Consider the following 24,370-nt stretch of genomic DNA (forward strand, 5'->3'; position numbering starts at 1 on the left):
CAGGACCCATGACACACGACACAAAGACGCCCAAGCCGCGGCAGCGCAATGCCGTGGCAACGCGAGACCGGATCTTGAAGATCGCGAGCAAGGAGTTCGCCGCGCACGGCTACGACGGCGCGCGCATCGACGCGATCGTGGCCCGCTGCAAGATCAGCAAGAACCTCGTCTATCACTACTTCGACAGCAAGGAGGCGCTGTTCATCGAGGTGATGGAGCGCGCCTACGGCGCGATGCGCGAACGCCAGAACGAGCTCGCGCTCACGGGCGAGGACCCGGTGCGCGACATGCGCGAGCTGGTCGAGAAGACGGTGCAGCACTTCATCGACCAGCCCGAGTTCCACCAGCTGCTGTCGACCGAGAACCTGCACAAGGCGGTGCACATCCGCAAGTCGAAGGTGATCTCGGAGATGTTCAACCCGCTGCGCACCGCGCTGTCGACCATCCTCGAATCTGGCAAGCAGAAGGGCGTGTTCCGCCGCGATGCCGACTGGGTCGACCTCTATGTCTCGATCTCGGGCCTGGGCTCGTACTTCATCACCAACCGCTACACGCTCTCGTACGTGCTCGACGTCGACCTCGGCGCGGCGGACCGCCAGCAGTCGCGGCTCAGGCACGCCTCGGACATGGTGATCAGCTACCTCTGCGACCGCAGCGCTGAAGCCGCGTGAGGTCCGCTCAGATCATCGCCAGCGCCGTCTTGCGCTTCGGCGGCGGATGCAGCCGGTCGAGCTTCTCGAGCACGCCGGCATCGAGCGTCAACGAGGCCGCCGCGAAGTTCTCCTTCAGATGCGCGCTGCCCACCGCCTTCGGAATCGCCGCCACGCCCGGCCGCGCGATGACCGCGGCCAGCGCGAGCTGGGCCGCGCTCACGCCCAGGTCCGCCGCGAGTTCGCCGAGCCCCTCGTCGTCGGCCAGCGCGCCCTGGTCGATCGGGCTGTAGGCCATCAGCGGGATGCCGCGCTCGCGCTGCCAGGGCAGCAGGCTGAACTCGGGACCGCGCTCGCCGAGCGACAGGTAGACCTGGTTCGCCGCGCACGCGGGACCGCCCTGCCCCAGCGGCGCCAGCTCCTCCATGTCGTCGGTGTCGAAGTTGCTCACGCCCCAGCGCGCGATGCGCCCGCGCGCCACCAGCGCCTGCAGGGCGTCGACGGTCTCGGCCAGCGGATGGCTGCCGCGCCAGTGCAGCAGGTAGAGGTCGATGGCATCGAGGCCCAGGCGCTTCAGGCTGCGCTCGCAGGCCTCGGGCGTGCCGCGCCGGCTCGCGTTGTGCGGATAGACCTTGCTGACGATGAAGAGCTCGTCGCGCCGCACCTCGCTGGCGCGCAGCGCCTCGGCCACGGCCTGGCCCACCACGGTCTCGGCACCGCCCTCGCCGTACATCTCGGCGGTGTCGATCAGCCGGTAGCCGAGCGCGATGGCCTCGCGCACCGCGGCCACCTCGGCCTGGCGGCGGCCCGCGGCCTCGCCCATGCGCCAGGTGCCCAGCCCGAGCACGGGCATCTCGTTGCCGTTGCCGGCGCCTTGGGGAAAGGAGAGTGTTCGCATCGGGCCATGCTAGCGCCGGCCGAATGCCACACGTGGATTACTTGAATTCCTCGGCCGCGATGCCGAGCTTGCGCAGCTTGTCGAACAGGGTCTGGCGCGCGATGCCCAGCGCGCCCGCGGTGGCCGGCTGGTCGCCCTGGTGCTGGCGCAGCGCCTCGACGATGACGGCGCGCTCGAAGGCCTCCACCTGCTGCGGCAGGGCCTGCGGCAGCACCTCCTCGTCGCTCGCGCGCAGCAAGGTGAGCCGCTCGCCGAGCAGGCCCAGCACGAAGCGGTCGGCCACGTTGCGCAGCTCGCGCACGTTGCCGGGCCAGGCATAGGCCATCAGGTCGGCGAGCTGGGCATGGCTGGGCACCGGCGCGGGCCGGTCGTACTTCTTCGCGGCCTGCAGCGTGAAATGCTCGAACAGGAGCGGGATGTCCTCGCGCCGCTCGCGCAGCGGCGGCAGCTCGATGAACGCCACGCCGATGCGGTAGTAAAGGTCGGCGCGGAATTTCTGCCGGTCGCTCAGCGCCTTCAGGTCCTCCTTGCTCGCGGCCACCACGCGGCAGTCGAAGGGGATCGGCTTGTTCGAGCCGATGCGCTCGATGCTGCGCTCCTGCAGCGCGCGCAGCAGCTTGATCTGCACCGCCATCGGCATGCTCTCGATCTCGTCGAGGAACAGGGTGCCGCCGCTCGCGTACTCGAACTTGCCCACGCGCGTTCGGTTGGCGCTGGTGAAGGCGCCGGCCTCGTGGCCGAACAGCTCGCTCTCGGCCAGCGCCTCGGGCAGGCCGCCGCAGTTCAGCGGCACGAAGTGCTCGCGGCGCCGCTCGCTGTGGTCGTGCAGGCAGCGCGCCACCATCTCCTTGCCGGTGCCGGTCTCGCCGTAGATCAGCACGTCGGCCGAGGTGCCGGCCAGGGTCATCACATTGCGCCGCACCCGCTGCATCTGGGCCGAGCGGCCGATCAGCACCGACTGGATGCCGTTCCAGTTGTCGAGCGCCTCGCGCAGGCTGCGCACCTGCAGCGCCAGCTGCCGCCGCTCGATCGCATGCCGCACGATGGCCACCAGCCGCTCGGTGGTGAAGGGCTTCTCGATGAAGTCGTAGGCGCCGTCGCGCATCGCCGCCACCGCCATCGCGATGTGGCCATGGCCCGTGACCAGGATCACCGGCAGCTCGGGATCGATGCCGCGCACCTCCACCAGCCACTCGGTGCCGCTCATGCGCGGCAGCCGCACGTCGCACACCACCACCGCGGGCACGCCGAAGGCGATGTGCGGCCGCACCCGCTCCACGCTCGCGAAGGCCTCGACCTCGAAGCCCGCCAGGCTCAGCATCTGCGCGGTGCTCAGGCGCACGTCGTCGTCGTCTTCGACGAGCAGCACGCGGATGGCGGAGGCTTCGTTGGCGGGCGGTGGTGTCATGGGTGGGCGTGGGGGCTGGCGGCCGGCAGGTCGACGACGAAGTATGCCCCGCCGCCCTCCCGGTTGTCCGCCCGCAGGCCGCCGTTCATGGCGCGCACGAGTTGCGCGCACAGCACGAGGCCGAGCCCCAGCCCCGAACCCGCGGGCTTGGTGGTGACGAAGGGCTCGAACAGCTTCGGCACCACGTCGTCGCGGATGCCGGGCCCGGTGTCGCTCACCGTCAGCACCGCGCGGCCGTCCTCGCTGAGCCGCCCCTGCAGGCGCAGCACGCGCTGCGGCATGTGCTCCATGGCCTCGATCGCGTTGCGCATCAGGTTCACCAGCACGCTGCCGAGCGCGGCCTCGTCGGCCATCACGGCGAGCTGCGGCGGCTCGATGTCGACCTCGACCTGCACGCCGTGCTTCTGCTCGGCGCCGGCGACGATCACGCGCGCATCGTCGATCGCGGCGGCCAGCGCCACGGGCGAGGGCCCGAGCTGGTTCTTGTGCGAGAAGGTCTTGAGCTGCGCGGTCAGCCGCGCGAGCCGGTCGACCATGTCGCGGATGCGCTTGAGGTTGCCGCGCACCTCGTCGTGGCGCTCGTGGTCGAGCAGGATGGCCGCGCTCTCCGACAGCGTGCGCATCGCGGTCAGCGGCTGGTTGAGTTCGTGCGCGAGGCCGGCCGACATCTGGCCCAGCGCGGCCATCTTGCCGGCCTGCACCAGCTCATCCTGCGCGGCGCGCAGCTGCGCGGTGCGCGCCGCCACCATCGACTCGAGGCCGTCGTGCGCGGCCTGCAGCGCGGCCTGGTTGGCCAGCTTCTGGCGCTCGGCGCGGCGGCGCTGCCACAGGGTCACGCCCAGCAGCAGCAGCGCGACCATGCCGAGCGCGGCGGTCATCGCGGCATTGCGCGCGGCCACGCGCAGCGGCGCCATGTCGTCGAGCGTGAGCAACTGCCACGGCGCGTTGCGCAGGGTACGGCTGGCGACGAGCCGGTCGGCGCCCTCCACGCGGATCAGCTGCACGCCCGGCGCCAGCGCCTCCAGCCGCTGCCAGCGCAGCGGCGCGAGCGCGGCCTCGCCATAGGGCCGCGAGCGCAGCACCTCGGCGCGCTGCAGCGCGTCGAGCGGCAGCAGCGGCCGGAACTTGAGGTCGTCGCGCGTGGCGAGGATCACCACGCCGCGCTGGTCGACCACCACCACGTCGCCCGGCAGCTTGCGCCACGCGGCCTCGTTGTCCTCGAGGTTGATCTTCACCGTGACCACGCCGGGCACGGAGCGCTCGCGGCGCAGCGCGTACGAGAGGTAGTAGCCGGGCCGGCGGCTCGTGATGCCCACGCCGTAGAAGCGCCCGCGCCCCTGGGCCAGCGCATCGATCATGTAGGGCCGGAACTCGTAGTGCTGGCCCAGCGTGGTGCCGGGCCGGTCCCAGTCGGAGGCCGCGAGCGAGGTGCCGCCCGCGTCGAGCACGTAGAGCATCTCGGCGCGCGCGGTGGCGTTCACGCCCGCGAGGTAGCGGTTGGCGGCGTCGCGCAGCGAGGCGTCGGCCGGCGCGTTCAGCAGCGCGGGCACCACCGGCGTCATCTCGAGCAGCGCGGGCAGGTAGTCGAAGCGCGTGAGCTCGGCGTCGAGCCCGGTGGCGACCATGTCGAGCCGGTGCTCGGCGGCCTCGCGCAATCGCGCCAGGCCGGCCTGCATGGAGAGGTGGTGGCCGACCAGGGCGGACAGCGCCACCAGCACGAGCGCGGCGCACCAGCGCACCACCGCGCGCCGGGTGCGGGGACGGAAGGTCACGGTGGAAGTCTCCATGGAAGGGCGCGCCGCTCCGGTTCGATTCTGGGGCGCAGGTTAATGCAGATTGCGAAGCCGCAAGGCAGGACGCCCGCGCGAGGCGGGCGTCCGAGGAAGAACCGGCGCGAACGCCGGCCCCGATCAGCGCCCGCTGCCCGCGGGCATGTGCGCTTCCTTGGCGTCGAGCACCAGCTCGGGCTCGTCGGCCTCGGCGCCGCTGCCCTGGTTCAGCTGGCTGGTCAGGCGCTCGGTGTCGAGGTCGCCGGTCCACTTCGCGACCACCATGGTGGCCACGCCGTTGCCGATCAGGTTGGTCAGCGCGCGCGCTTCCGACATGAAGCGGTCGATGCCCAGGATCAGCGCCAGGCCGGCCACCGGCACGTGACCCACGGCCGAGAGCGTGGCCGCCAGCACGATGAAGCCGCTGCCGGTCACGCCGGCCGCGCCCTTCGAGGTCAGCAGCAGCACCAGCAGCAGCGTGATCTGCTGGGTGATCGACATCGGCGTGTTGGTGGCCTGGGCGATGAACACCGCGGCCATGGTCAGGTAGATCGAGGTGCCGTCGAGGTTGAACGAGTAGCCGGTGGGGATCACCAGGCCGACCACCGACTTCTTGGCGCCGAGGTTCTCCATCTTGGCCATCATGCGCGGCAGCGCGGCCTCGCTCGAGGAGGTGCCCAGCACGATCAGCAGCTCTTCCTTGATGTACTTGATGAACTTCCAGATGCTGAAGCCGTGCGCGCGCGCGATCGCGCCGAGCACCACGAAGATGAAGAACAGGCAGGTGGCGTAGAAGGTCGCCATCAGCGCGCCGAGCTGCACCAGCGAGCCCACGCCGTACTTGCCGATGGTGAAGGCCATCGCGCCGAAGGCACCGATCGGGGCCACCTTCATGATGTAGCCGACGATGGTGAACAGCACGTGCGAGAACTTCTCGATGAAGTCGAACACCAGCGTGCCGCGGCCGCCGAAGCGGTGCAGCGCGAAGCCGAACATCACGGCGAACAGCAGCACCTGCAGGATCTCGCCCTTGGCGAAGGCATCGACCACGGTGGTCGGGATCACGTTGAGCAGGAACTCGGTGGTCGAGGCCATCTTGCCCGGGCCGGTATAGGCCGCGATCGACTTGGCGTCGAGCTGGCTCGGATCCACGTTCATGCCGTGGCCGGGCTGCACGATGTTGATGATGACCAGGCCGACGATCAGCGCGATGGTGCTGACGATCTCGAAGTACAAGAGCGCGAGGCCGCCGGTCTTGCCGACCTTCTTCATGTCCTCCATGCCGGCGATGCCGACCACCACCGTGCAGAAGATGATCGGCGCGATGATCATCTTGATCAGCTTGATGAAGCCGTCGCCCAGCGGCTTCATCGCGGCGCCGGTGTCGGGATAGAAGTGGCCGAGCAGCACGCCGATGACGATGGCGGTGATGACCTGGAAGTACAGCGATCTGTAGAAGGGCTTGGGGGCGGATGCGGATACGTGGTCCACGGGAAATCTCCTTGAGGCCGGGGGCCGGCCGGGGCTGAACACTGGGATGGAAAAGGGGTGCGCCCGACGGGCGCGGTCGGACGGGGTCAGCGCGCCGGCGCGCCGCCGCGCGGGGCGGGGCGTGCTGGCGAAGGGGGTCGCAAGGCCGGTCGGCTGAGGGTCATGGTTGTCTCCTGGGCTCGTTGTCGCCGGCTGCGCCGTCCGAAAAGGCGGCGCCGGCAGTGGAGAACACAGAGCAACGCACATGCCAGTCGAAACGGCACGTGAACCCGACTCAAGTCGTTGATTTCATTGAAGAAAATCAGGGGCCGACAAGGCCCCGCGCCGCGCTTCCGGACGCGGCCCGTGCGGGCCGTCCGGCGTTTCGGACGCACCCTTCAGGGAAAACCCTAGGCGCTGTATTCCGCGCGCAGCCCGCGCACCACCTGCTCGACCGTGGCCAGCCCGGCCACGCCGCCGACCGAATGCCCGGCGCTCCACAGGTCGGCCCAGCGCTGGATCACGGCGCCTTCGGAGCCGCCGCCGAAGCGCTGGCGCGCCTCCTGCACCGACACCGTCTCGTCGAGCGCCGCCGGATCGAGCCCCGCGTTCACCACCGAGGGCCGCAGGAAGTTGGCCGGCAGGCCGGTGAAGGCGCGCGTGGTCATCACGTCGTCGAGCGAGCTCGCGGCCAGCATCTTCTTGTAGGGCGCCGAGGCCAGGCTCTCCTCGGTGGCGATGAAGCGCGTGCCCATCGAGCCCAGGTCGCAGCCCAGCACGGTGGCCGCGTGCAGCGCCACGCCGTCGGGCAGGCCGCCGGCCAGCACCAGCGGGCCGTCGAAGAAGGCGCGCACCGCGCGCACGAAGGCGAAGGGATTGGCCCAGCCGGTATGGCCGCCCGCGCCCGCGGTCAGCAGCACCAGGCCGTCGGCGCCGGCCTCGATGGCGCGCTCGGCATGGTGCACCGAGGCCACGTCGGCCAGCACCAGGCAGCCGCCGTCGTGCAGCGCGGGAATCACCGCCGCGGGCGAGCCCACGCTGGTGATCACGAGTTCGGCGCGATGGCGCACGATCAGCTCGACCTCGGCGCGCACGCGTGCCGGGTCGCGCCGCATGATGAGGTTGGGGCACCAGGGCGCATGCGCGGTGCCGGCATCGCGCGCCGCGGCCGCCTCGTCGTTGAGCCGCGCCATCCAGCCCGCGAAGGCCTCGAGCGATTCCGCATTGGCGGTCGGAAAGGCACCGACCACGCCGGCGCGGCAGGCGGCCGACACCAGCTCGATGCCCGACACCCGCAGCATCGGCGCGGCGATCGCGGGCACCGCCAGGCGGTCGAGGAAAGGCAGGCGCTGCGTCATGCGGGCTCCGATGCGGGGGACACGAGGGAAGGCAGGCGCGCGAGCGAGGCCCGCGCCTGCGCCAGCAGCTCGGCCACGATGGCCGCCAGCGGCTCGATGCGCCGCGCGAAGGCGATAGCCGGCCCGAGCGACACCATGCCGCGCTGCCAGTCGCCCTGCGCATAGCAGTGGTCGCGCGTCTGGCGGCCGTCGATCAGCGCGCCGAAGGCGGTGTGGTCGGCCGCGCCGGCGCGCTCGATCGCCTCGACCTCAAGCGCGGTCTCGTTGCGCAGCACGCGCCAGGTGTTGCCCAGCGTGTGCAGCAGCCGCACGGTGGACTGCTCGTCGCAGTCGAGCAGGTGGCGCTTGTAGGCCGGATGGGTGGCGATCTCCTCGGCCACCAGGAAACGGCTGCCGATCAGCACGCCGTCGAGCCCCTGCGCGAGCACGGCCGCGAGCTGGCGCCCATGGCCGATGCCGCCGGCCAGCACCACGGGCACGCGCAGCTGCTCCGCCGCCAGCGCGCCCAGCAGCATGGTCGGCAGCTCGTTGGCGCCCGGATGGCCGCCCTCCTCCATGCCGACCAGCGCCACCGCGTCGGCGCCCGCGCGCTCGGCCGCGAGCGCATGGCGCAGGCCCGGCGCCTTGTGGATCACCACCGCGCCGGCCGCGTGCAAGGTGCCGATCAGCTCGCCGGGCGCATAGCCCGCGGTCTCGAAATGGCGCACGCCGTGCGCGAGCGCGATCTCCATCCAGCGCCGCACCGCCATGTTGGCCTCGGGCCGCTTCGAGAGCGTGAGGTTCACACCGAAGGGCCGCCCGCGCGTGAGCTCGCGGCATTGCACGAGCGCGGCCGCGAAGGCCGTGTCGTCGGCGAAGGAGCGCGGCGTGACGAAGCCCATGCAGCCGGCGTTCACCAGCGCGGCCACGTAGCGCGCATCCGAGAGCCACATCAGCCCGCCGCCGAGGATCGGATGGTCGATGCCGAACAGCTCGGTGATGCGGGTGCAAAAGAGCGGTGCCGTCATGGCCGCTCAGCCGCGCGCGCTGTCGAGCCGCGGCGCGCCGCCGAGACCGCCAGGCGCCACGCCCGCCATCGGCACCGGATAGCGCGCAAGCGAGAGCGCTGCATCGCTCTCGAACTTGCCGCGCTGTGCGAACTGCGGCAGCGCCGCGAGCGCGGCCGGCTCCACCACCGGCGCCACCGGCACGTCGTGCCGCTGCAGCAGCGCGAAGGCGTCGTCGGCATCGAACGCGGCCAGCGCCTCGGCCAGCCGCGCATTGATGGCCGGCGCCACCTTCTTGCGCGCGCCATGCGAGCGGAAGGCCGCGTCGCCATAGGGCGAGAGATCGAGCGCCTCGCACAGGCGGGCCCAGAAGTGGTCCTCGAGCGCGGCCACCGACAGGTGCCTGCCGTCGCGGCAGAGGAAGGCGCCGTACGCGGCCTTCACCAGCGTGGCCTCGCGCTGCGCTGCCAGGTCCGCATCGCCCGACGAGCGCCAGGCGCCGAGGCGCGGGTTCATCCAGTGCAGCGCGCAGTCGGCCAGCGCCACGTCGAGGTGCTGGCCCTGGCCCGTGTGCTGGCGCTGCAGCAGCGCGGCCAGCGTGGACGACAGCGCATACATCGCGCCGCAGAGGTCGGCCACCGGCAGGCCGAAGCTCTGCGCCGGACCGCCGCCGGGCACGCCCGAGACCGCGAGCACGCCGGCCGCGCCGAGGTAGTTGATGTCGTGCCCCGGCAGGTCGGCCCACGGCCCCTGCTGGCCATAGCCGCTGAGCGACACGTAGACCAGCCGTGGAAATTCCGCGCGCAGGCTCTCGGCATCGAGCCCCAGCCGCGCCATCACGCCGGGCCGGTACGACTCCACCACCACGTCGGCCGTGGCGATCAGCGCGCGCACCTCGGCGCGCTGCGCCTCGTCCTTCAGATCGACCAGCAGGCTCTGCTTGCCGCGGTTCACGGCCTCGAACACGCCCGGGCCCATGCGCCGCACGTTGTCGCCATGCGGCGGGCGCTCGATCTTGATCACGCGCGCGCCGAGCTCGGCCAGGTTCTGCGTGAAGAAGGGGCCGGGCAGCAGCTCGCTGAAGTCGACCACCACGATGCCGGCCAGCGGCGGCGTTGCGACTTCTCGCGTCATGCCGGCACGCGCTCGATGATCACGGCGTCGAGCGGCAGCGCGCCCTCGCCCACCGCGCCCACCCAGACCGGATTGAGGTCCATCTCCTCGATGCGATCGGCATTCGCCACCACGAACTCCGACACGCGCAGCAGCAGCGCCTCGAGCGCCGCGAGGTCGGCCTTGGGCCGGCCGCGCGCGCCGTCGAGCAGCGCGAAGCTGCGGATCTCGCGCACCATCGCCGCCGCGTCGCGCGGGCCTATGGGCAGCATGCGCCGCGTCACGTCGCGCAGCACCTCGACGTAGATGCCGCCGAGGCCGAAGGTCATGACATGGCCGAACACCGGGTCGCGCGTGACGCCCACCATGAGTTCGGTGCCGCCGCGCGGCGCCATCTTCTCGACCAGCAGGCCGTCGACCGTGGCCTCGGGATGGTGCTTCGCGGCCGCGGCCATGATCTCGCGCCAGGCCTCGGCGACCTGGGGCGCGTCCTGCAGTCCCACCTTCACGCCGCCGATGTCGGACTTGTGGACGATCTGCGCGCTCGCGATCTTCGCGACCACGGGGTAGCCCATGTCCTCGGCCAGCGCATGCGCCTCTTGCGCCGATCGCGCCAGGCCCTGCGGCAGCAGCGCGATGCCCGCCTGCTTCAACTGCGCCTTGGCCTGCGATTCCGACAGGCTGCGCGTGGCGAACTCGCCCTCGGGCGCGCGCGTCGGCAGCACCGGTCGCGCCTCGGGGTTCGACGGATTCGCGCGCTTCCAGCGCCCGTACTCGACCCAGCGCGCGATCGCCGCGATCGCCTTGTTGACCGAGCGCGGCGGCGCGAAGCCGGCCGCCACCAGCTTGCGGTAGCCCTCGCCGAGCCGGTCGCTCATCCAGATCGGCACGATCGGCGAGGCGCTGTCCTTCTGCGCATTGATGATGTTGTCGGCCATGCGCGTGGTGGTCTCGCCGTAGTCGAGCGCGATCGGCACGATGGTCAGGCCCGTGTGCGGATCGTTCGCCACGCAGCCCAGCGTGGTCTCGACCACGGTCTTGTCGCTGAGCACCATCGCCGTGGTGTCGACCGGGTTGCCGATGGCCGCGTAGTCGGGCAGCTTGGCGCGCAGCACCGCGGTGGTCTCTGGAGCGAAGGTGGCCAGCGTGAGGCCGGCGGCGCCCACCGCGTCGGCGGTCAGCGCGGCCGTGCCGCCCGAGGAGCAGTAGATGCCCAGCGCCTCCTGCGCCCCCGGCATGGCGCGCGCGAACAGCCAGGCGGTGTCGACCAGCTCGTCGATGTCGTCGACCTCGATCACGCCGAACTGGCGGAACACCGCGCTGTTGACCTCGGCCGAACCCGTGAGCGAGGCGGTGTGCGACTGCGCGGCCTTGCGTCCGTATTCGGAGCGGCCCACCTTGAGCCCGATCACGGGCTTGCCGTTGGCCGCGCAGCGCTGCACCGCGGCCGCGAACTTCGCGCCGTCCTTGATGCCTTCGAGCAGCGTGACCACCACCTTGATGTCGGGCGCGTCGGCCATGTAGTGGATGAAGTCGGCCACCTGCAGGTCGACCTCGTTGCCGGTCGAGGCCCACAGGCCGATGCCGATGCCGCGCTCCATCGCCTGCATCACGTTGCGGCCCAGGCCGCCGCCCTGCGTGGCCAGGCCGATCGGGCCCTTGGTCAGGTCGTGCGGGAACGAGGGCGAGAAGGTCAGGCCCAACCGGTGGTTGACGTTGGTCAGGCCCGGGCAGTTGGGGCCGTACAGCCGCAGGCCGCCGCGCGCGGCGATCTCCTTCATGCGCTGCTGCTCGCGCTCGCCTTCCTCGCCGGCCTCGCCGAAGCCCGAACTGAGGATCACGGCGAAGCCCACGCCGCGCGCGGTGCATTCCTCGATCACGGCCAGCACGCCGCTCGCGGGCACCGCGACCACGGCCACGTCGGGCGTGGCAGGCAGCGCGGCCACGCTGGGCCAGCATTGGCGGCCGCGAAGCTCGGCCTTGGTGGGATTGACGAGGTAGACCTCGCCGTCGAATTCGGAGTGTTCGATCAGGTTGTTCAGCGTGCGCTCGCCGATGCTGCCTTCGCGCTCGGAAGCGCCGACCAGCGCGATGGAGCGCGGGCGGATCAGCCGCGCGATGTCGACCGGGCGCGTGTCCTGGGTGCCTTGCATTGCGGTGCTCCCCTCAGGCGATCGCCGACATGCCGAGGATCTCGCGCCCGACGATCAGCGTCTGGACCTCGGTCGTGCCCTCGGGAATGGTGCCGCCGCGGGTGTCGCGGAAGATGCGCTCGATCGGATAGTCGGTGGAATAGCCGAGCCCGCCATGCACCTGCAGCGCCATGCTCGCGACCTCGTGCGCGGCCTCGGTGGCATAGAGCTTGGCGATCGAGCAGGCCATGCGCGCGTCGTCTGCGTTGGCGTCGAGCGCCGCGGCCGCGCGCAGCGCCAGCGCGCGCGCCGCCTCCACGCGCACCGTCATGTCGACGATGAGCTTCTGCACCAGCTGGAAGCTGCCGATCGGCTTGCCGAACTGGGTGCGCGTGCGCGCATAGTCGATCGACAGCTCGAGCGCCGCGCGCGCGGCGCCGACCGCGCCCATCGCGATGTTCACGCGCGCGCCGTCCAGCCCCACCAGCATGCGCTTGAGCGCGCTGCCCTCCTCGCCCAGCAGGTTCTCGCGCGGCACCTTCACGTTGTCGAAGCTCAGCTCGGCGGTGCCGGTGCTGCGCAGCACCATGGTGTCGACGCGGCGCGCCTCGAAGGGCGAGACCTCGCGCTCGACCAGGAAGGTCGACAGCTGCCCCTGGCAGTCGGGGCTGAAGGTGCGCGCCACCACGATGCCGAAGTCGGCGAAGGCGCCGTTGGTGATCCAGAGCTTGCGGCCGTTGAGCACGTAATGGTCGCCCTGCAGGTCGGCGCGGGTCTGGATCTGCGCGATGTTCGAGCCGGTGCCGGGCTCGCTGATGGCGGTGAAGACGCGGCGCTCGCTCGCCAGCAGCGGCTCGAGGAACCTCTTCTTCTGCGCCGCCGTGCCCTCGCTCGCGATCTTGTGGATCGGCCCGTTGGTGATGTTGAGCATGGTGCGCAGCGACAGCCAGGTGTGGCCCGCCTCTTCCATCAGCATGGCCCAGGTCATCTGGTCCAGGCCCATGCCGCCCTCCGATTCGGGCAGACGGCCGCCGATGTAGCCGAACTGCGCGAGCTGCTTCAGGATCTCGAACGGGAAGGTCTTCTCCACGTCGTGCTTCGCCACCAGGGGCGCCACCTCGCTCTTCATGAAGCGCCGGATGCTGTCGCGCAGCAGTTCCTGGTCGGCGTCGGGGGTGAAATTCATCGAGATGTCTCCTGTGTGGCGTTGGATGGAAAGAGGACGCACGCCGGGCGCCCGGCCCTCGGTCTACGAGGCGCCGGGCTCCCGGGCGTTGCGGGGACGGAAGACCAGCGCCTGCACTTCCTGCAGGGCGGCCAGGAAAGGTTCGCGCTGCTGGCGCAGGCGGTCGGTGGGGCCGGCGACCGAGAGCGCGATCGGCTCCCCGCCCACGTAGCCGGCGACGGCCAGGGCCGAGAGCCCGTCGCCGCCTTCGTTCTCGACCCAGATCCAGCCCTGCTCGCGCGCGCGCGCCACCTGCGCCTCGAGGGCGGCGAGGTCGGTGATGGTTCCCTCGGCGAGCGGGCGCAGCGGCTTCAGGCGCAGCTGGCGCGCCGCCTCCTCGGGCGTGCCGAGCGCCAGCGCCGCCTTGCCGAGCGCCGAGACGTGCAGGCTCAGCTTGTCGCCGGGGTTCTGCATGTAGCGCAGCGGATGGCGGCCCTCGAAGAAGGCCAGCACCTTGACCACGCCGCCCTCGACGCGGCCGACCAGCCCGGTCTCGCCGGTCTTGTCGCGCAGCAGCTCGGCGGCTTCCGAAGCCACCGCGTAGAGCGGGTCGCTGGCCGAGATATCCCTGGCCACGGCCAGCAACCGGGCCGTCGGATAGAAGCGCCGGCTGCGCGCGGTGCGCAGCAGGTAGCCGAGCTCGTGCAGCGTGTGCAGCAGGTCCGAGCAGCTGCTCTCGGGCAGGTCCATGAGCCGCGCGAGGTCGGAATTGGAGAGCTCGCGCTTTTCGCGCGCGAACAGTTCCAGCAGCGCCATGGTGCGGGCGGCGGCGGGGACGAGCGTGGGCATATTTCCTCCGATATTTCGTAGAGACCCACGAATATTAACGAAGGGACGGTCTAGAACTTCCATTGGTGACGGGCAGTTTCTTCCGATACGGGTTTTCCGGCATCGGCGGATTTCCTCTTGTTTTTCTACGAATGGTCGAAGTATATTGCGATTACTCGTAGAAAAACGAGACCCAAAACAAACCCGGAGACAAGGCATGCAGAAGTTCTGGAAGACAGCATTCGTGGGGCTGGCGGCGGTGTCCGCCCTGCTCGGCGGCCCCGCCCGGGCGGCCGGCGAGGCCTGGCCCGCCAAGCCCATCACCTTCGTGGTGCCGTTCACGCCCGGCGGCATCACCGACAACACCTCGCGCGTGCTCGCGAAGATCGTGGGCGACAAGCTGGGGCAGCCGGTGGTGGTCGACAACCGGCCCGGCGCGGGCGGCTCGATCGGCGTGGAGGCGGCCTCGCGCCAGGCGCCCGACGGCTACACCATGATCTACGGCACCCAGGGCACGCAGGCGGCCAACCTCGCGCTCTACAAGAACATCCGCTACGACCCGGTGAAGGACTTCGTGCCGGTGCACGCCATGTCCGAGACGCCGCTGATCCTGGTGATCAACCCGAACCGGCCGTTCAAGACCGTGCCCGAGCTGATCGCCTACGCCAAGGCCAACCCCGGCAAGCTCAACTTCGGCTCGGCCGGCCCGGGCACGGGCACGCACCTGACGGCCGAGCTGTTCCAGGTCGCCACCGGCACCAAGATGACCCACGTGCCCTACAAGGGCAGCAGCCCGGCACTGACCGACCTGATGGCGGGCAACCTCGACCTGATGTTCGACTACCCGGTGGTGGTCATGCCCTTCGTGCAGGCCGGCAAGCTCAAGCCGCTCGCGATGACCGGCCGCGCGCGGCTGTCGGTGATGCCCGAAGTGCCCACCGTGGGCGAACTCGGCTTCCCGCGCGCCGAGTCCTCGGCCTGGAGCGCGGTCTTCGTGCCCGCGAAGACGCCGCCCGAGGTCGTGAAGAAGCTCGGCGACGCGATCGCGCTGGCCATCGTCGACCCCGAGATGCTGCAGGTCACCGAGAAGTTCGGCAGCGTGCCGCTCAAGGACCTGCGCGACGCCAGGCTCGGCGAGTTCGTCAAGACCGAGATGGTGCGCTGGCGCGAGGTGGTTCAACAGTCGGGCGCCCGCATCGACTGAACCCGCGCTTCTTTTCTTCCTCCGCGACTCCTTCCTCCATGACCCCAGACCTGACCACGCTCCAGCCCCTGCGGCCCACGCTCTACCGGCTCGCGGCCGACGGCCGCTCGCTCGACTTCCTGTTCGCGCAATGCCCGCAATGCCGGCAATTGAGCTTTCCGGCCAACGCGCCGGGCTGCATGCATTGCGGCCACGCCATCGATGCCTCGGCGCAGGTGGCGCGGCCCGGCGGCGGCACCCTGCTCGAGTACGTGACCCTGCACGTGCCGATGGTGCCGGGCCTGAGCGCGCCCAGCATCGCGGGCGACATCCGCATCGCCGAGCAGGTGGTGGAGGAAGGCGTGATCGGCGTGGCCGACGAGAGCCTGCTCGCGCCGGGCATGGCGCTGCGCGCGGTGGCGGTGGCGCTGCCCTCGGGCGAGCACTACGGCTGCCACTTCGTGCCCGCGGATGCACGAGGAGCCGCGGTATGAGCAGCAGCAACTGGCTGGCCGGCAACGGCGGCGTCTACGTGGTCGGCATCGGCCTGCATCCCTACCAGTTCCCGAGCGACACGCCCTACACCCACCTGGGCCTCACGGCCGTGCGCGCCGCGCTGGCCGACGCCGGCCTGGCCTGGAAACAGGTGCAGGCCGCGTACGTGGGCACCACCTCGATCGGCATGGCCGCGGGCCGCGTGATGCTGCGCCACCTGGGCTCGACCGGGCTCGCGGTGACGCAGGTCGAGAACGCCTCGGCCTCGGGCTCCTTCGCCTTCCGCCAGGCCTGCATGGAAGTGGCGCACGGCATCAGCGACGTGGTGCTCGCGATGGGCGTGGACAAGCACGGCGACGGCCGCCGCGCGGCCAACAAGGACGGACTCGAGCGCCTCAGCGACACCGCCACCATCCCGGCCGTGAAGTTCGCGCTGATGGCGCGCAGCTACCTGCGCGAGCACGGCGGCGGCATGGAATCGATGGCGAAGGTGGCGGTCAAGAACCACGGCAACGCCGCGCTCAACCCCTATGCGCAGTTCCGCAAGCCGCGCACGCTCGAGCAGGTGCTGGCCTCGCCCAAGGTGGCGGGCGATCTCACGGTGCAGCAGTGCTGCCCGCGCGGCGAGGGCGCCGCCGCGGTGCTGCTGGTGTCGGGCGATGCGCTGGCGCGGCTCGGGCTCGACCCGAAGCGCTGCGTGCGCGTGCAGGCCTCGGCCGCCAACAGCGAGCGCGAGGAAACGCGTTACGGCGAGGGCCCGGTCGAGCTGGTGCGCGACAGCGCGCGCGCCGCGCTCGAGCAGGCCGGCATCGGCGCCACCGAGCTCGACCTGCTCGAGCTGCATGACGCCTTCTCGGTCGAGGAACTGCTCTACAGCGAGGCCGTGGGCGTGTGCCAGCCCGGCGAGGGCGCGGCCTACCTCGAGCGCGGCGACTCGCGCATCGGCGGGCGCTGCGCCATCAATGCCTCGGGCGGTCTGATCGGCATGGGCCATCCGCTCGGGCCCACGGGCATCGGCCAGGTCGCCGAGATCGTGCGCCAGATCCGCGGCGAGGCCGAGGGCCGCCAGCACCCGGCCGCGCGCTGGGGCATGGCCCACATGATCGGCCTCGGGTCGGTGGCGATCGCGCACGTGCTCGGCGGCACGGCGCAGGGCTGAAGAACAGAAGACGACACAGGAAGAAGCTCCCCATGAACCCGAACACCCCTGCCCTCGAAACCCTGCTGTACGAAGTGCGCGGCAACGTCGCCGTGGTCACGCTGAACCGGCCCGATCGCATGAACACGCTCGGCGGCTCGATGAAGCCCGACCTCGCGCGCGCCTTCTTCGAGTACGCGCGCGCCGACGAGCGCGTGCGCGCCGTGCTGGTCACCGGCAGCGGCGAGCGCGCCTTCTGCGCCGGTGCCGACATCAAGGAGCGCGCCGGCAACGCCACCCTCGGCACCGACTACTTCGTTGCGCAGAAGGCCACGCACGACCTGTTCCGCGACATCGAGGAGTTCGAGAAGCCGGTGATCGCCGCCATCAACGGCGTGGCGCTCGGCGGCGGGCTCGAGATCGCGCTGTGCGCCGACATACGCCTGGCCTCGCAGGCCGCGCGCTTCGGCCTGCCCGAGATCAAGCTCGGCGTGATCCCCGCGGCCGGCGGCACCCAGCGGCTGCCGCGGCTGATCGGCGAGGCGCGCGCCAAGGAGCTGATCCTCACGGCCGACCTGGTCGACGCCGACACCGCGCTGCGCTACGGCATCGTGAGCCGCGTGCTGCCGCCCGCCGAGCTGATGCCCGCCGCGCTCGAGCTGGCCCAGCGCATCGCCGAGCATCCGCCGCTGGCGGTGCGCTTCGCCAAGCGCGCCATCAACCGCGGCATGCAGACCGACCTCGACTCGGGCCTCGAGTACGAGCGCTACGCGGCCGCCATGATCATCGACAGCGAGGACCGCAAGGAAGGCATGCGCGCCTTCGTCGAGAAACGCAAGCCGGTGTTCACCGGCCGCTGAGTCCCTTCCCTCCATTTCTTCCCCATCCCCTACAAGACAAGGAACGCATCCCATGAAACTCGGATTGGAAGGCCAGGTCGCGCTGGTCACCGGCGGCGGCCAGGGCGTCGGCCGCCAGATCTGCATCGAGCTCGCGGCCGAGGGCGCGTGCGTCATCGTCAACGACCTGTTCGCCGAGCGCGCCGAAGCGGTGGCGGCCGAGATCGCGGCCGCCGGCGGCCAGGCCCTCGCGGCGCCGGCCGACATCACGCGCGCCGACCAGGTCGAGGCCATGGTCGCCAGGGGCACGGCGCACTTCGACGCGCCGGTCAGCGTGCTGGTCAACAACGCCGGCATCATTCCCGAGCGCCGCGAGAAGGGTGGGCGCACGCCGCCCTTCCTCGACATGCCCATCGAGGACTGGGCCAAGATCGTCAACCTCAACGTCTACGGCACCATGCACTGCTGCCGCACCGTGCTGCCGGGCATGGTGGCGCGCAAGGGCGGGCGCATCGTCAACATCATCTCGGAGGCCGGGCGCATCGGCGAGGCCAACATGGCGGTGTACTCGGGCGCCAAGGCCGCGATCGCCGGCTTCGGCAAGGCGCTGGCGCGCGAGCACGGCCGGCACGCGATCACGGTCAACTCGATCGCGCTGGGCGCGGTCTCGCACGCCGGCATCAAGGACGGCCCGCTGCGCGTGGACGCCACGGTCGAGAACGACGAGCGCCTGCCCAAGATGCTCAACGTCTACCCGATCGCCAAGGGCGTGGGCCGGCTCTCGCGGCCCGAGGACGTCTCGGGCGTGGTGGCCTTCCTGGCCTCGGACCGGGCGCTGTTCGTCACCGGCCAGACGCTGGGCGCCTCGGGCGGTTTCGCGATGCTCTGAGCGCGCGTTCCTGAAGATCGGGCCGCGCCCAGGGTTCTCCCGCAGCCCCGCGCCGGCACGGGCCGTGCGGGGCAATGCAGAATCCGGTCCCATGGCTGCATTGCCCTCCGTTCTCGATCCCCGTTCCGTCATCATGCTGGCGGGCCTGATGGGCGTCGTGATGTCGGTGGTCGTGTTCTTCATGCGCCGCAGCTACCCGGCCACCATCCAGGGCCTGCGCGAGTGGGCCTGGGCGCCGCTGGTGGCCTTCGTCAGCACCCTGCTGTTCGCCGGCCGCGACGTGCTGCCGGACTTCATCACCATCGTGGTCGCGAACGTGGTGCTGTTCGAGGCCTGCCTCCTCTACTACGCCGGCAGCCAGCGCTTCCTGCACGGCCGCAGCGACACCGCCGGCTGGCACGGCCTGACCGTGCTGATGGCCTGCGCGCTGTTCTGGTTCAGCGAGTTCAAGCCCGACTACGAGATCCGGCTGGTGATCGTCACGGCGCTGGTCGCCGCCCTGTTCTTCAACCACGCGCTGCTCTACATCCGCAACCGCGGCCGCGTGCTCGGCATGCGGCTGATGATCGTGCTGCTGCTGCTGCAGTCGCTGGTGGCCCTGGCGCGGCTGGTGTCGGCGCTGCTGGGCATGGCCGGCGTGGGCCTGCTGGACGCGACCCTGCTGCAGTCGATCTACATCTCGATGTACTCCTTCACCGTGCTGCTGCTGTCGATCGGCGCCATCCTGATGGCCACCGACCGCATGCACTCGGAGTTCGAGTTCCTCGCCACCCACGATCCGCTGACCGGCGTGCTCAACCGGCGCGCGCTGCTCGACGCCTGCCAGGCCCAGCTCGGCACGGCCGGCCGCGAGGCCTCGGCGCCGCGGCGCATGGCGCTGCTGATGATCGACGTCGACCACTTCAAGTCGATCAACGACCGCTTCGGCCACCAGACCGGCGACGCGGTGCTGCGCGAGGCGGTCGGACGCATGCAGCGCAGCCTGGGCGGCCAGGGCGTGCTCGGGCGCTACGGCGGCGAGGAATTCGTCGTGATGCTGCCCGAGGCCAGCACCGACGAGGCCACCGCGCTGGCCGAAGAACTGCGCCATGGCGCGCGCCAGGCCTTCCCGGCCGATTCGCCGCTGGCCGCGGTGGGCTCGTTCACCGTCAGCGTGGGCGTGGCGCCGCAATGGCCGGGCGCCGACATCGACGACATGCTCGGGCAGGCCGACGAGGCGCTCTACCGCGCCAAGTCGCAGGGGCGCGATCGGGTGGTGCTGGCCATGGCCGGCTGATCACCGCGGCAACGGCCCGACGCGATCGGCCGCCGGTCTCCTACGAGCCGCGGCCGCGGCCGCGCGCATGGTGCGGCCATGAACCGGCTGCGTTTCGAGCCGGCAAGGAGTCACGCCCATGGCCACCGGCACCCGAACCCTCTGGAAAGGCGCGATCAGCTTCGGCCTGGTCCACATCCCCGTCGGCCTGCACACCGCGAGCAGCGAGCAGGGCGTGGATTTCGACTGGCTCGACAAGCGCAGCATGGACCCCGTGGGCTACAAGCGCATCAACAAGCGCACCGGCCGCGAGATCGACCGCGACAACATCGTCAAGGGCGTCGAGTACGAGGACGGCAAGTACGTGATCGTCTCGCCGGCCGAGATCGAGGCCGCCTTTCCGCGCACCACGCAGACCATCGAGATCGAGCGCTTCATCGACGCCGGCGAGATTCCCTTCGTCTACCTCGAGCGGCCCTACTACGTGGCGCCGATCAACAAGGGCCAGAAGGTCTATGCGCTCTTGCGCGAGGTGCTCGTGAAGACCGGCAAGGTCGGGCTCGCGAAGGTGGTGATCTCGACCAAGCAGCACCTCGCCGTGCTCGTGCCCTCTGGCAAGGTGCTGGTGCTGAACCTGCTGCGCTGGGGCGACGAGGTGAAGTCGACCGAGGGGCTGGATCTTCCGCCCGAGGGCGTGAAGAGCGCGAAGATCACGCCGGCCGAGATGAAGATGGCCGAGCAGCTGGTCAAGGACATGTCTGGCGCCTGGGACCCCGAGGACTTCAAGGACGAGTTCAAGCACGCGGTGATGAAGATCGTCGAGAAGAAGGTCAAGGCCGGCGACACCGAGACGGTGGTCGAGCCCGAGGAAGAGGCACCGGGCCCGGGCGCGAAGGTGATCGACCTGACCGAGCTGCTGACGCGCAGCCTCAAGGGCGCGAAGGCGGGGGCCGCCGCGAAGAAGGGTGCGCGCGCGGCGCCCAAGGCGGGCAAGGCGGCCGCGAAGAAGACGACGCGTGCGAAGGCGGCGCCGGCCAGGAAGTCCGAGGAGCGCAAGGCGGCGTAGCACGCGAAGGCAACGAGGGGACGACGAGGGGACAATCGGGCCCTTGTCCGAAAAGTCCGCTCCCATGCCGCCCACCCAGTACCTGTTCCTGTCCCTCGCGGATCACCCCTCGGCGTCGCCTGCCGCCGAACGGCAAGACAGCCATGCGCGCTGCCTCAACGCCGCGGGCCGGTGGGCGGTGCATGGCACGCCGGACTCGCCGCTGCTCGCATGGCCTGCGGCACGGGCGGACGAAGCGCGCGCCGCCGCCGAGCGAGCGACCCAGGCCCAGGGCCGGCCGGCCGAGGTGCTGTCGCGCGGCGATGCCGGATGGGAGGAAGGCCGCGAGATCCGGTTGTTCACCGAAGCCTCGGAACCGGTGCTTCTGGGGCCCACCGCACCGAGCGAAGCGAAGGCCCGCCGCCTGCGCACCGAAACCGACAAGCTCGAAGCCTTCTGCCTGGTGGTGCGCCAGGCATCGGCGGCCACGAACCACGAGGAGTTCGTGCGGATCAGCCAGGCCGCGGGCAAGGCGCTGAAGGTCCGCTTCGGTGGCGGATCGATCTCGTCGGCCGCCGCCTGGCTGACCGGCGCCAAGGGCCGGGAGGCACTGCAGAGCGTGCTGGCCGGCGAAGCCGAACTGACCGGGCGGCTCGCGCTGCGCGAGATCGTCGAGATCGTCGCGCTGGCGCGGGAGGCCGAACGCCTGCGGCAGGAAGCGGAGAACCCCGCCACCCGCCACTGAGGGCCCGGGGCGCTCAACGCGCCGGGACCGCCGACGAGGACAGCCGCCGGATCTGCGCCTGCGCGATGGCCCGCCGCGAGAGCGAGCGCGAATTGCCGAGGAACCATTCGTAGGTCGCGATCGCGGCCTGGGTCTCGCCGCGTTCCTCGAGTTCGAGCGCCTCCGCCATGCAGCGCGCGAACAGAAGGATGGCATCGCGCTCGCGTGCCGGCGCCGCCAGCGACCGCGGCCTGAGTTCGGGGTGCGCGATGTGGATCTGCCGTTGCACGTCGAGCACCTCGATCAGCGCGCGGCCTATTCTTTCGATGTTGGTGGACAGGGGGTGCAGCTGGGTCCTGTGGGCATCGGCGGCCGCCTGGTCCAGCAGGTGCGAGGTCACACGCAGCAGTTGATGAAGGCGCTTGAGCGTCATGCCCCGACCATAGTTTTTAGCCCCCCGGAAAACATCCCCTCTTGCGAGGGGGCCGCGCCCGATCGGGCCCTGCGATGGTGTAAAAACGCGGCCGCAGAGCCAGCTCCGGCCCGGCGCAGGGAGAGGTACAAGATGAAGATTCTTGTCGTGGACGACCACGCACTGTTCCGTGCGGGTCTGCGTCTGCTGCTCGCCAGCATGGAGAGCGGCGCGGCGGTCTACGAGGCCGCCACCTTGCGCGAAGCGACGGCCGCCGTTGCCGCACACCCCGATCTCGCCGTCTGCCTGCTCGACCTCACGCTCGCGCGCGAACGCGGCCATGAGGCACTCACCGCCTTCAAGGCGGCCGCGCCCGACGTCGCGGTGGTGATCGTGTCGGCCACCAGCGACCTCGCCACCGTGCGGGCCTGCATCGATGCCGGCGCCATGAGCTTCGTGCCCAAGAGCATGCCGCCCGAGACCCTGACGCGGGCGCTGCGCCGGGTGCTGGCCGGCCAGATCTACCTGCCGCAGGAGGTGCTGAACACCATCGCGCTGGCGCACGAGCTTCCCGCGCTGAGCCCGCGCCAGGTCGACGTGCTGCGCGGCCTGGCCCGGGCCCTGCCGACCAAGGCGATCGCGCGCGAGCTGCGGCTTTCCGAATACACCGTCAAGGAATACATACGCGGGCTGTTCGAGGCGCTCGACGTCCACAACCGCACCGAGGCCGTGATCACCGCGAGCCGGCTCGGCCTGCTGGACCTGCCGCGTCCCTGCTGACCCGGCCCCGGGGACAGCGTGCCAGCCACCCACGACCCCGCGGCCGAGGCCTCGTTCCAGCGCGAGCTGCTGCGGGAGTTCGTCGAGCTGCATGCACGCGTCACCCTGCGCATTCCGCTGGTGCAGGCCCTGTTGGTCGGTGGCTCCGCCTTCGTGCTGCTGCCGCAGGTGCCGCTCATCGAGTTCGCGCTGTGGGCCGTCGCGGTGCTGTGCATGGAGGGAGCGCGCGCCGCCCATGCCTGGCAACTGCTGCGGCGGCTCTCCCGCCTCGACCTGCGCAAGGCCCTGCGCCAGCAGGTCGCGCTGGCCTTCCTGGCCGGTGCCGAGGCCGGCGTGATGCTGCCGCTGTTCAAGCCCGACTTGAGCGCGCTGAACCAGACCTTCCTGACCTTCATCCTGGTGGCATTGCCGGCCATCGGGGTCGCGGTCTCGATCTCCTCGCGCCTGCTCGCCGGCGTCTACGCAGCCGCCATCCTCGTGCCCACCTCCACCGCCTGGGTGCTGCTGCATCCCGAGCACCTGCTGGCGACCATCGTCATGACGCTCGCCTACATGCTCGCGCTGCTGTTCGCCGCCAACGAGAACGAGAAGCTGCTCACGCGCTCGGTGGCGATCCGGCGCGAGCGCGACGAGATGGTGCGCCACCTCGAGCGCAGCAATGCGGAGGTCAACGCGGCGGTCACGCGCGCGGAGGCCGCGGCGCTGGCGCGCACGCGCGTGCTCGCGGCGGCGAGCCACGACCTGCGCCAGCCGCTGCATGCGCTGTCGGTCTACAGCGCGATCCTGGCCACGAGCCCCACGCCGGCCACGCTGGACGAGGTCGCGACGCACATCGACCAGCTGGTGCGTTCGCTCGGTGCGCTGCTGCACGGACTGCTCGACCTGTCGCAGCTGTCCTCGGGCCACTACGTGCCGGCGCGGCAGCGCTTCGCGCTCGATGCGGTGATCGCGAACGTCTGTGTCGAATTCGAGGCGGCCGCCGCGAAGAAGGGGCTGTACTTCGAGCGCGAGCTGCAGCCCGTCACGCTCGAGAGCGATCCCACCGCGGTGCTGCGCATCGCGCGCAACCTGATCGACAACGCCATCAAGTACACCGAGCGCGGCGGGCTGCGCGTGCGGCTGCGGCACGACGGCCTGTGCGCCGTCCTCGTGGTCGAGGACAGCGGCAAGGGCATCGCCGCCTCGGAGCACGCGCACATCTTCGAGGAGTTCTACCAGCTCGGCAACGCGGGACGCGACCGCAGCCAGGGGGTGGGACTGGGGCTGGCGATCGTCGAGCGGCTGGTGACGCTGATCGGCGCGCGGATCTCGGTGCGATCGCGGCTCGGTGCCGGCAGCCGCTTCGAGGTGCGCATGCCGGGCGTGCACGATGCGCCGCCGCCCGTTGCCGCGGCCGCGCCGGCGCCGGTGGCCGCCGCGCTCGAGGCCGTGGCCGGCAGCCGGCCGAGGATCTACCTGGTCGACGACGAGCCCGACATCGTGCGCGGCATGACGACCTTGCTGCAGGCCTGGAAGCTCGAGGTGCGCACGGCCCTCGATGTCGCCGGCACGGCGGCGCTGTTCGACGAAGGCGGTTGTCCCGACCTGCTGATCGCGGACCTGCGGCTGCGCGGCAACGAACACGGGCCGGCGCTGGTCGCGCGCATGCGCGAGATCCATGGCGAGTTTCCGGTGGCCTTCATCACCGGCGAGACCTCGTCCGAGGCCCTGCGCGAGGCGCGCGCCACACGCTGGCCGCTGCTGCACAAGCCGGTGGATGCGCAGACGCTGCGCGCGACGATCCAGTCGCTGCTGGCGGCGCACGGAGCCACGCGTCTTTGAGTTTTCTTTATC

Annotated in this window: 22 protein-coding genes; 11 read left to right on the forward strand and 11 right to left on the reverse strand. The window is 70.9% G+C overall.

Annotated features, from left to right (window positions below; all coding sequences use genetic code 11):
* The first annotated feature begins 8 nt into the window (after window positions 1–8).
* A complete protein-coding gene (locus AC1HIL_RS28810; protein ID WP_064262214.1) occupies window positions 9–671 on the forward strand; it encodes a TetR family transcriptional regulator in 663 nt (220 codons plus the stop codon).
* Between the two features lie 7 nt (window positions 672–678).
* Here the strand turns inward: AC1HIL_RS28810 and AC1HIL_RS28815 are convergent, their stop codons facing one another.
* The 10 genes from AC1HIL_RS28815 to AC1HIL_RS28860 all read right to left on the reverse strand — a co-directional run bounded on the left by AC1HIL_RS28815 (window position 679) and on the right by AC1HIL_RS28860 (window position 13,798).
* Window positions 679–1,548, reverse strand: a complete 870-nt coding sequence (locus tag AC1HIL_RS28815; protein WP_413762614.1) for an aldo/keto reductase — start codon at window positions 1,546–1,548, stop codon at window positions 679–681.
* A gap of 37 nt (window positions 1,549–1,585) precedes the next feature.
* A complete protein-coding gene (locus AC1HIL_RS28820; RefSeq protein ID WP_057591532.1) occupies window positions 1,586–2,956 on the reverse strand; it encodes a sigma-54-dependent transcriptional regulator in 1,371 nt (456 codons plus the stop codon).
* Complete coding sequence (locus AC1HIL_RS28825; protein WP_261210779.1) at window positions 2,953–4,728, reverse strand: sensor histidine kinase; 1,776 nt, start codon at window positions 4,726–4,728, stop codon at window positions 2,953–2,955. Before AC1HIL_RS28825 ends, AC1HIL_RS28820 begins: the two co-directional genes overlap by 4 nt.
* A 138-nt stretch (window positions 4,729–4,866) precedes the next feature.
* Window positions 4,867–6,216: a dicarboxylate/amino acid:cation symporter gene (locus tag AC1HIL_RS28830; protein WP_057591534.1), complete on the reverse strand. Its 1,350-nt coding sequence runs from the start codon at window positions 6,214–6,216 to the stop codon at window positions 4,867–4,869.
* Between the two features lie 389 nt (window positions 6,217–6,605).
* Window positions 6,606–7,553, reverse strand: coding sequence for an NAD(P)H-dependent flavin oxidoreductase (locus tag AC1HIL_RS28835; RefSeq protein WP_057591535.1), 948 nt, complete (start codon window positions 7,551–7,553; stop codon window positions 6,606–6,608).
* Window positions 7,550–8,560: an NAD(P)H-dependent flavin oxidoreductase gene (locus tag AC1HIL_RS28840; protein WP_479670600.1), complete on the reverse strand. Its 1,011-nt coding sequence runs from the start codon at window positions 8,558–8,560 to the stop codon at window positions 7,550–7,552. The genes AC1HIL_RS28835 and AC1HIL_RS28840 overlap by 4 nt, the downstream gene beginning before the upstream one ends.
* Before the next feature lie 6 nt (window positions 8,561–8,566).
* On the reverse strand, window positions 8,567–9,673 hold the full coding sequence (locus tag AC1HIL_RS28845; RefSeq protein WP_479670601.1) for a CaiB/BaiF CoA transferase family protein: 1,107 nt from the start codon (window positions 9,671–9,673) through the stop codon (window positions 8,567–8,569).
* Entirely contained in the window at window positions 9,670–11,805 is a 2,136-nt protein-coding gene (locus AC1HIL_RS28850; RefSeq protein ID WP_479670602.1) for an acetate--CoA ligase family protein, read from the reverse strand. Before AC1HIL_RS28850 ends, AC1HIL_RS28845 begins: the two co-directional genes overlap by 4 nt.
* Window positions 11,806–11,818: 13 nt before the next feature.
* Complete coding sequence (locus AC1HIL_RS28855; protein WP_057591539.1) at window positions 11,819–12,970, reverse strand: acyl-CoA dehydrogenase family protein; 1,152 nt, start codon at window positions 12,968–12,970, stop codon at window positions 11,819–11,821.
* A gap of 63 nt (window positions 12,971–13,033) precedes the next feature.
* Window positions 13,034–13,798 (reverse strand): IclR family transcriptional regulator, encoded by a 765-nt coding sequence (locus tag AC1HIL_RS28860; protein WP_479670603.1) that lies wholly within the window; start codon window positions 13,796–13,798, stop codon window positions 13,034–13,036.
* A gap of 196 nt (window positions 13,799–13,994) precedes the next feature.
* Here AC1HIL_RS28860 and AC1HIL_RS28865 point away from each other — a divergent pair, with 196 nt between their 5' ends.
* From AC1HIL_RS28865 to AC1HIL_RS28900, 8 genes are all read left to right on the forward strand, one after another.
* Window positions 13,995–14,981 (forward strand): Bug family tripartite tricarboxylate transporter substrate binding protein, encoded by a 987-nt coding sequence (locus AC1HIL_RS28865; protein ID WP_479670604.1) that lies wholly within the window; start codon window positions 13,995–13,997, stop codon window positions 14,979–14,981.
* 38 nt (window positions 14,982–15,019) lie between these two features.
* A complete protein-coding gene (locus tag AC1HIL_RS28870) occupies window positions 15,020–15,454 on the forward strand; it encodes an OB-fold domain-containing protein (RefSeq protein ID WP_479670605.1) in 435 nt (144 codons plus the stop codon).
* Window positions 15,451–16,614: a thiolase family protein gene (locus AC1HIL_RS28875; RefSeq protein ID WP_479670606.1), complete on the forward strand. Its 1,164-nt coding sequence runs from the start codon at window positions 15,451–15,453 to the stop codon at window positions 16,612–16,614. Before AC1HIL_RS28870 ends, AC1HIL_RS28875 begins: the two co-directional genes overlap by 4 nt.
* 32 nt (window positions 16,615–16,646) lie before the next feature.
* The gene (locus AC1HIL_RS28880) at window positions 16,647–17,453 is read left to right on the forward strand and encodes an enoyl-CoA hydratase/isomerase family protein (RefSeq protein WP_057591544.1); all 807 of its coding nucleotides are present in this window, start codon (window positions 16,647–16,649) and stop codon (window positions 17,451–17,453) included.
* A gap of 52 nt (window positions 17,454–17,505) precedes the next feature.
* Entirely contained in the window at window positions 17,506–18,321 is an 816-nt protein-coding gene (locus AC1HIL_RS28885) for an SDR family NAD(P)-dependent oxidoreductase (RefSeq protein ID WP_479670607.1), read from the forward strand.
* A gap of 91 nt (window positions 18,322–18,412) precedes the next feature.
* Window positions 18,413–19,597 (forward strand): GGDEF domain-containing protein, encoded by a 1,185-nt coding sequence (locus tag AC1HIL_RS28890; RefSeq protein ID WP_479670608.1) that lies wholly within the window; start codon window positions 18,413–18,415, stop codon window positions 19,595–19,597.
* A 118-nt stretch (window positions 19,598–19,715) separates the two neighbouring features.
* A complete protein-coding gene (gene ku / locus AC1HIL_RS28895) occupies window positions 19,716–20,642 on the forward strand; it encodes a non-homologous end joining protein Ku (protein ID WP_261210771.1) in 927 nt (308 codons plus the stop codon).
* Between the two features lie 64 nt (window positions 20,643–20,706).
* A complete protein-coding gene (locus AC1HIL_RS28900; RefSeq protein ID WP_479670609.1) occupies window positions 20,707–21,366 on the forward strand; it encodes a hypothetical protein in 660 nt (219 codons plus the stop codon).
* Window positions 21,367–21,379: 13 nt separating this feature from the next.
* Here the strand turns inward: AC1HIL_RS28900 and AC1HIL_RS28905 are convergent, their stop codons facing one another.
* The gene (locus AC1HIL_RS28905; RefSeq protein WP_296724993.1) at window positions 21,380–21,778 is read right to left on the reverse strand and encodes a hypothetical protein; all 399 of its coding nucleotides are present in this window, start codon (window positions 21,776–21,778) and stop codon (window positions 21,380–21,382) included.
* Between the two features lie 132 nt (window positions 21,779–21,910).
* On the opposite strand from AC1HIL_RS28905, the gene AC1HIL_RS28910 reads away from it, so the two are divergent.
* Window positions 21,911–22,537, forward strand: coding sequence for a response regulator transcription factor (locus AC1HIL_RS28910; RefSeq protein ID WP_064262213.1), 627 nt, complete (start codon window positions 21,911–21,913; stop codon window positions 22,535–22,537).
* 18 nt (window positions 22,538–22,555) lie between these two features.
* On the forward strand, window positions 22,556–24,358 hold the full coding sequence (locus AC1HIL_RS28915) for a sensor histidine kinase (RefSeq protein ID WP_479670610.1): 1,803 nt from the start codon (window positions 22,556–22,558) through the stop codon (window positions 24,356–24,358).
* The last annotated feature ends 12 nt before the right edge of the window (window positions 24,359–24,370 follow it).

The sequence above is a fragment of the Variovorax sp. ISS6 genome (assembly GCF_056523145.1).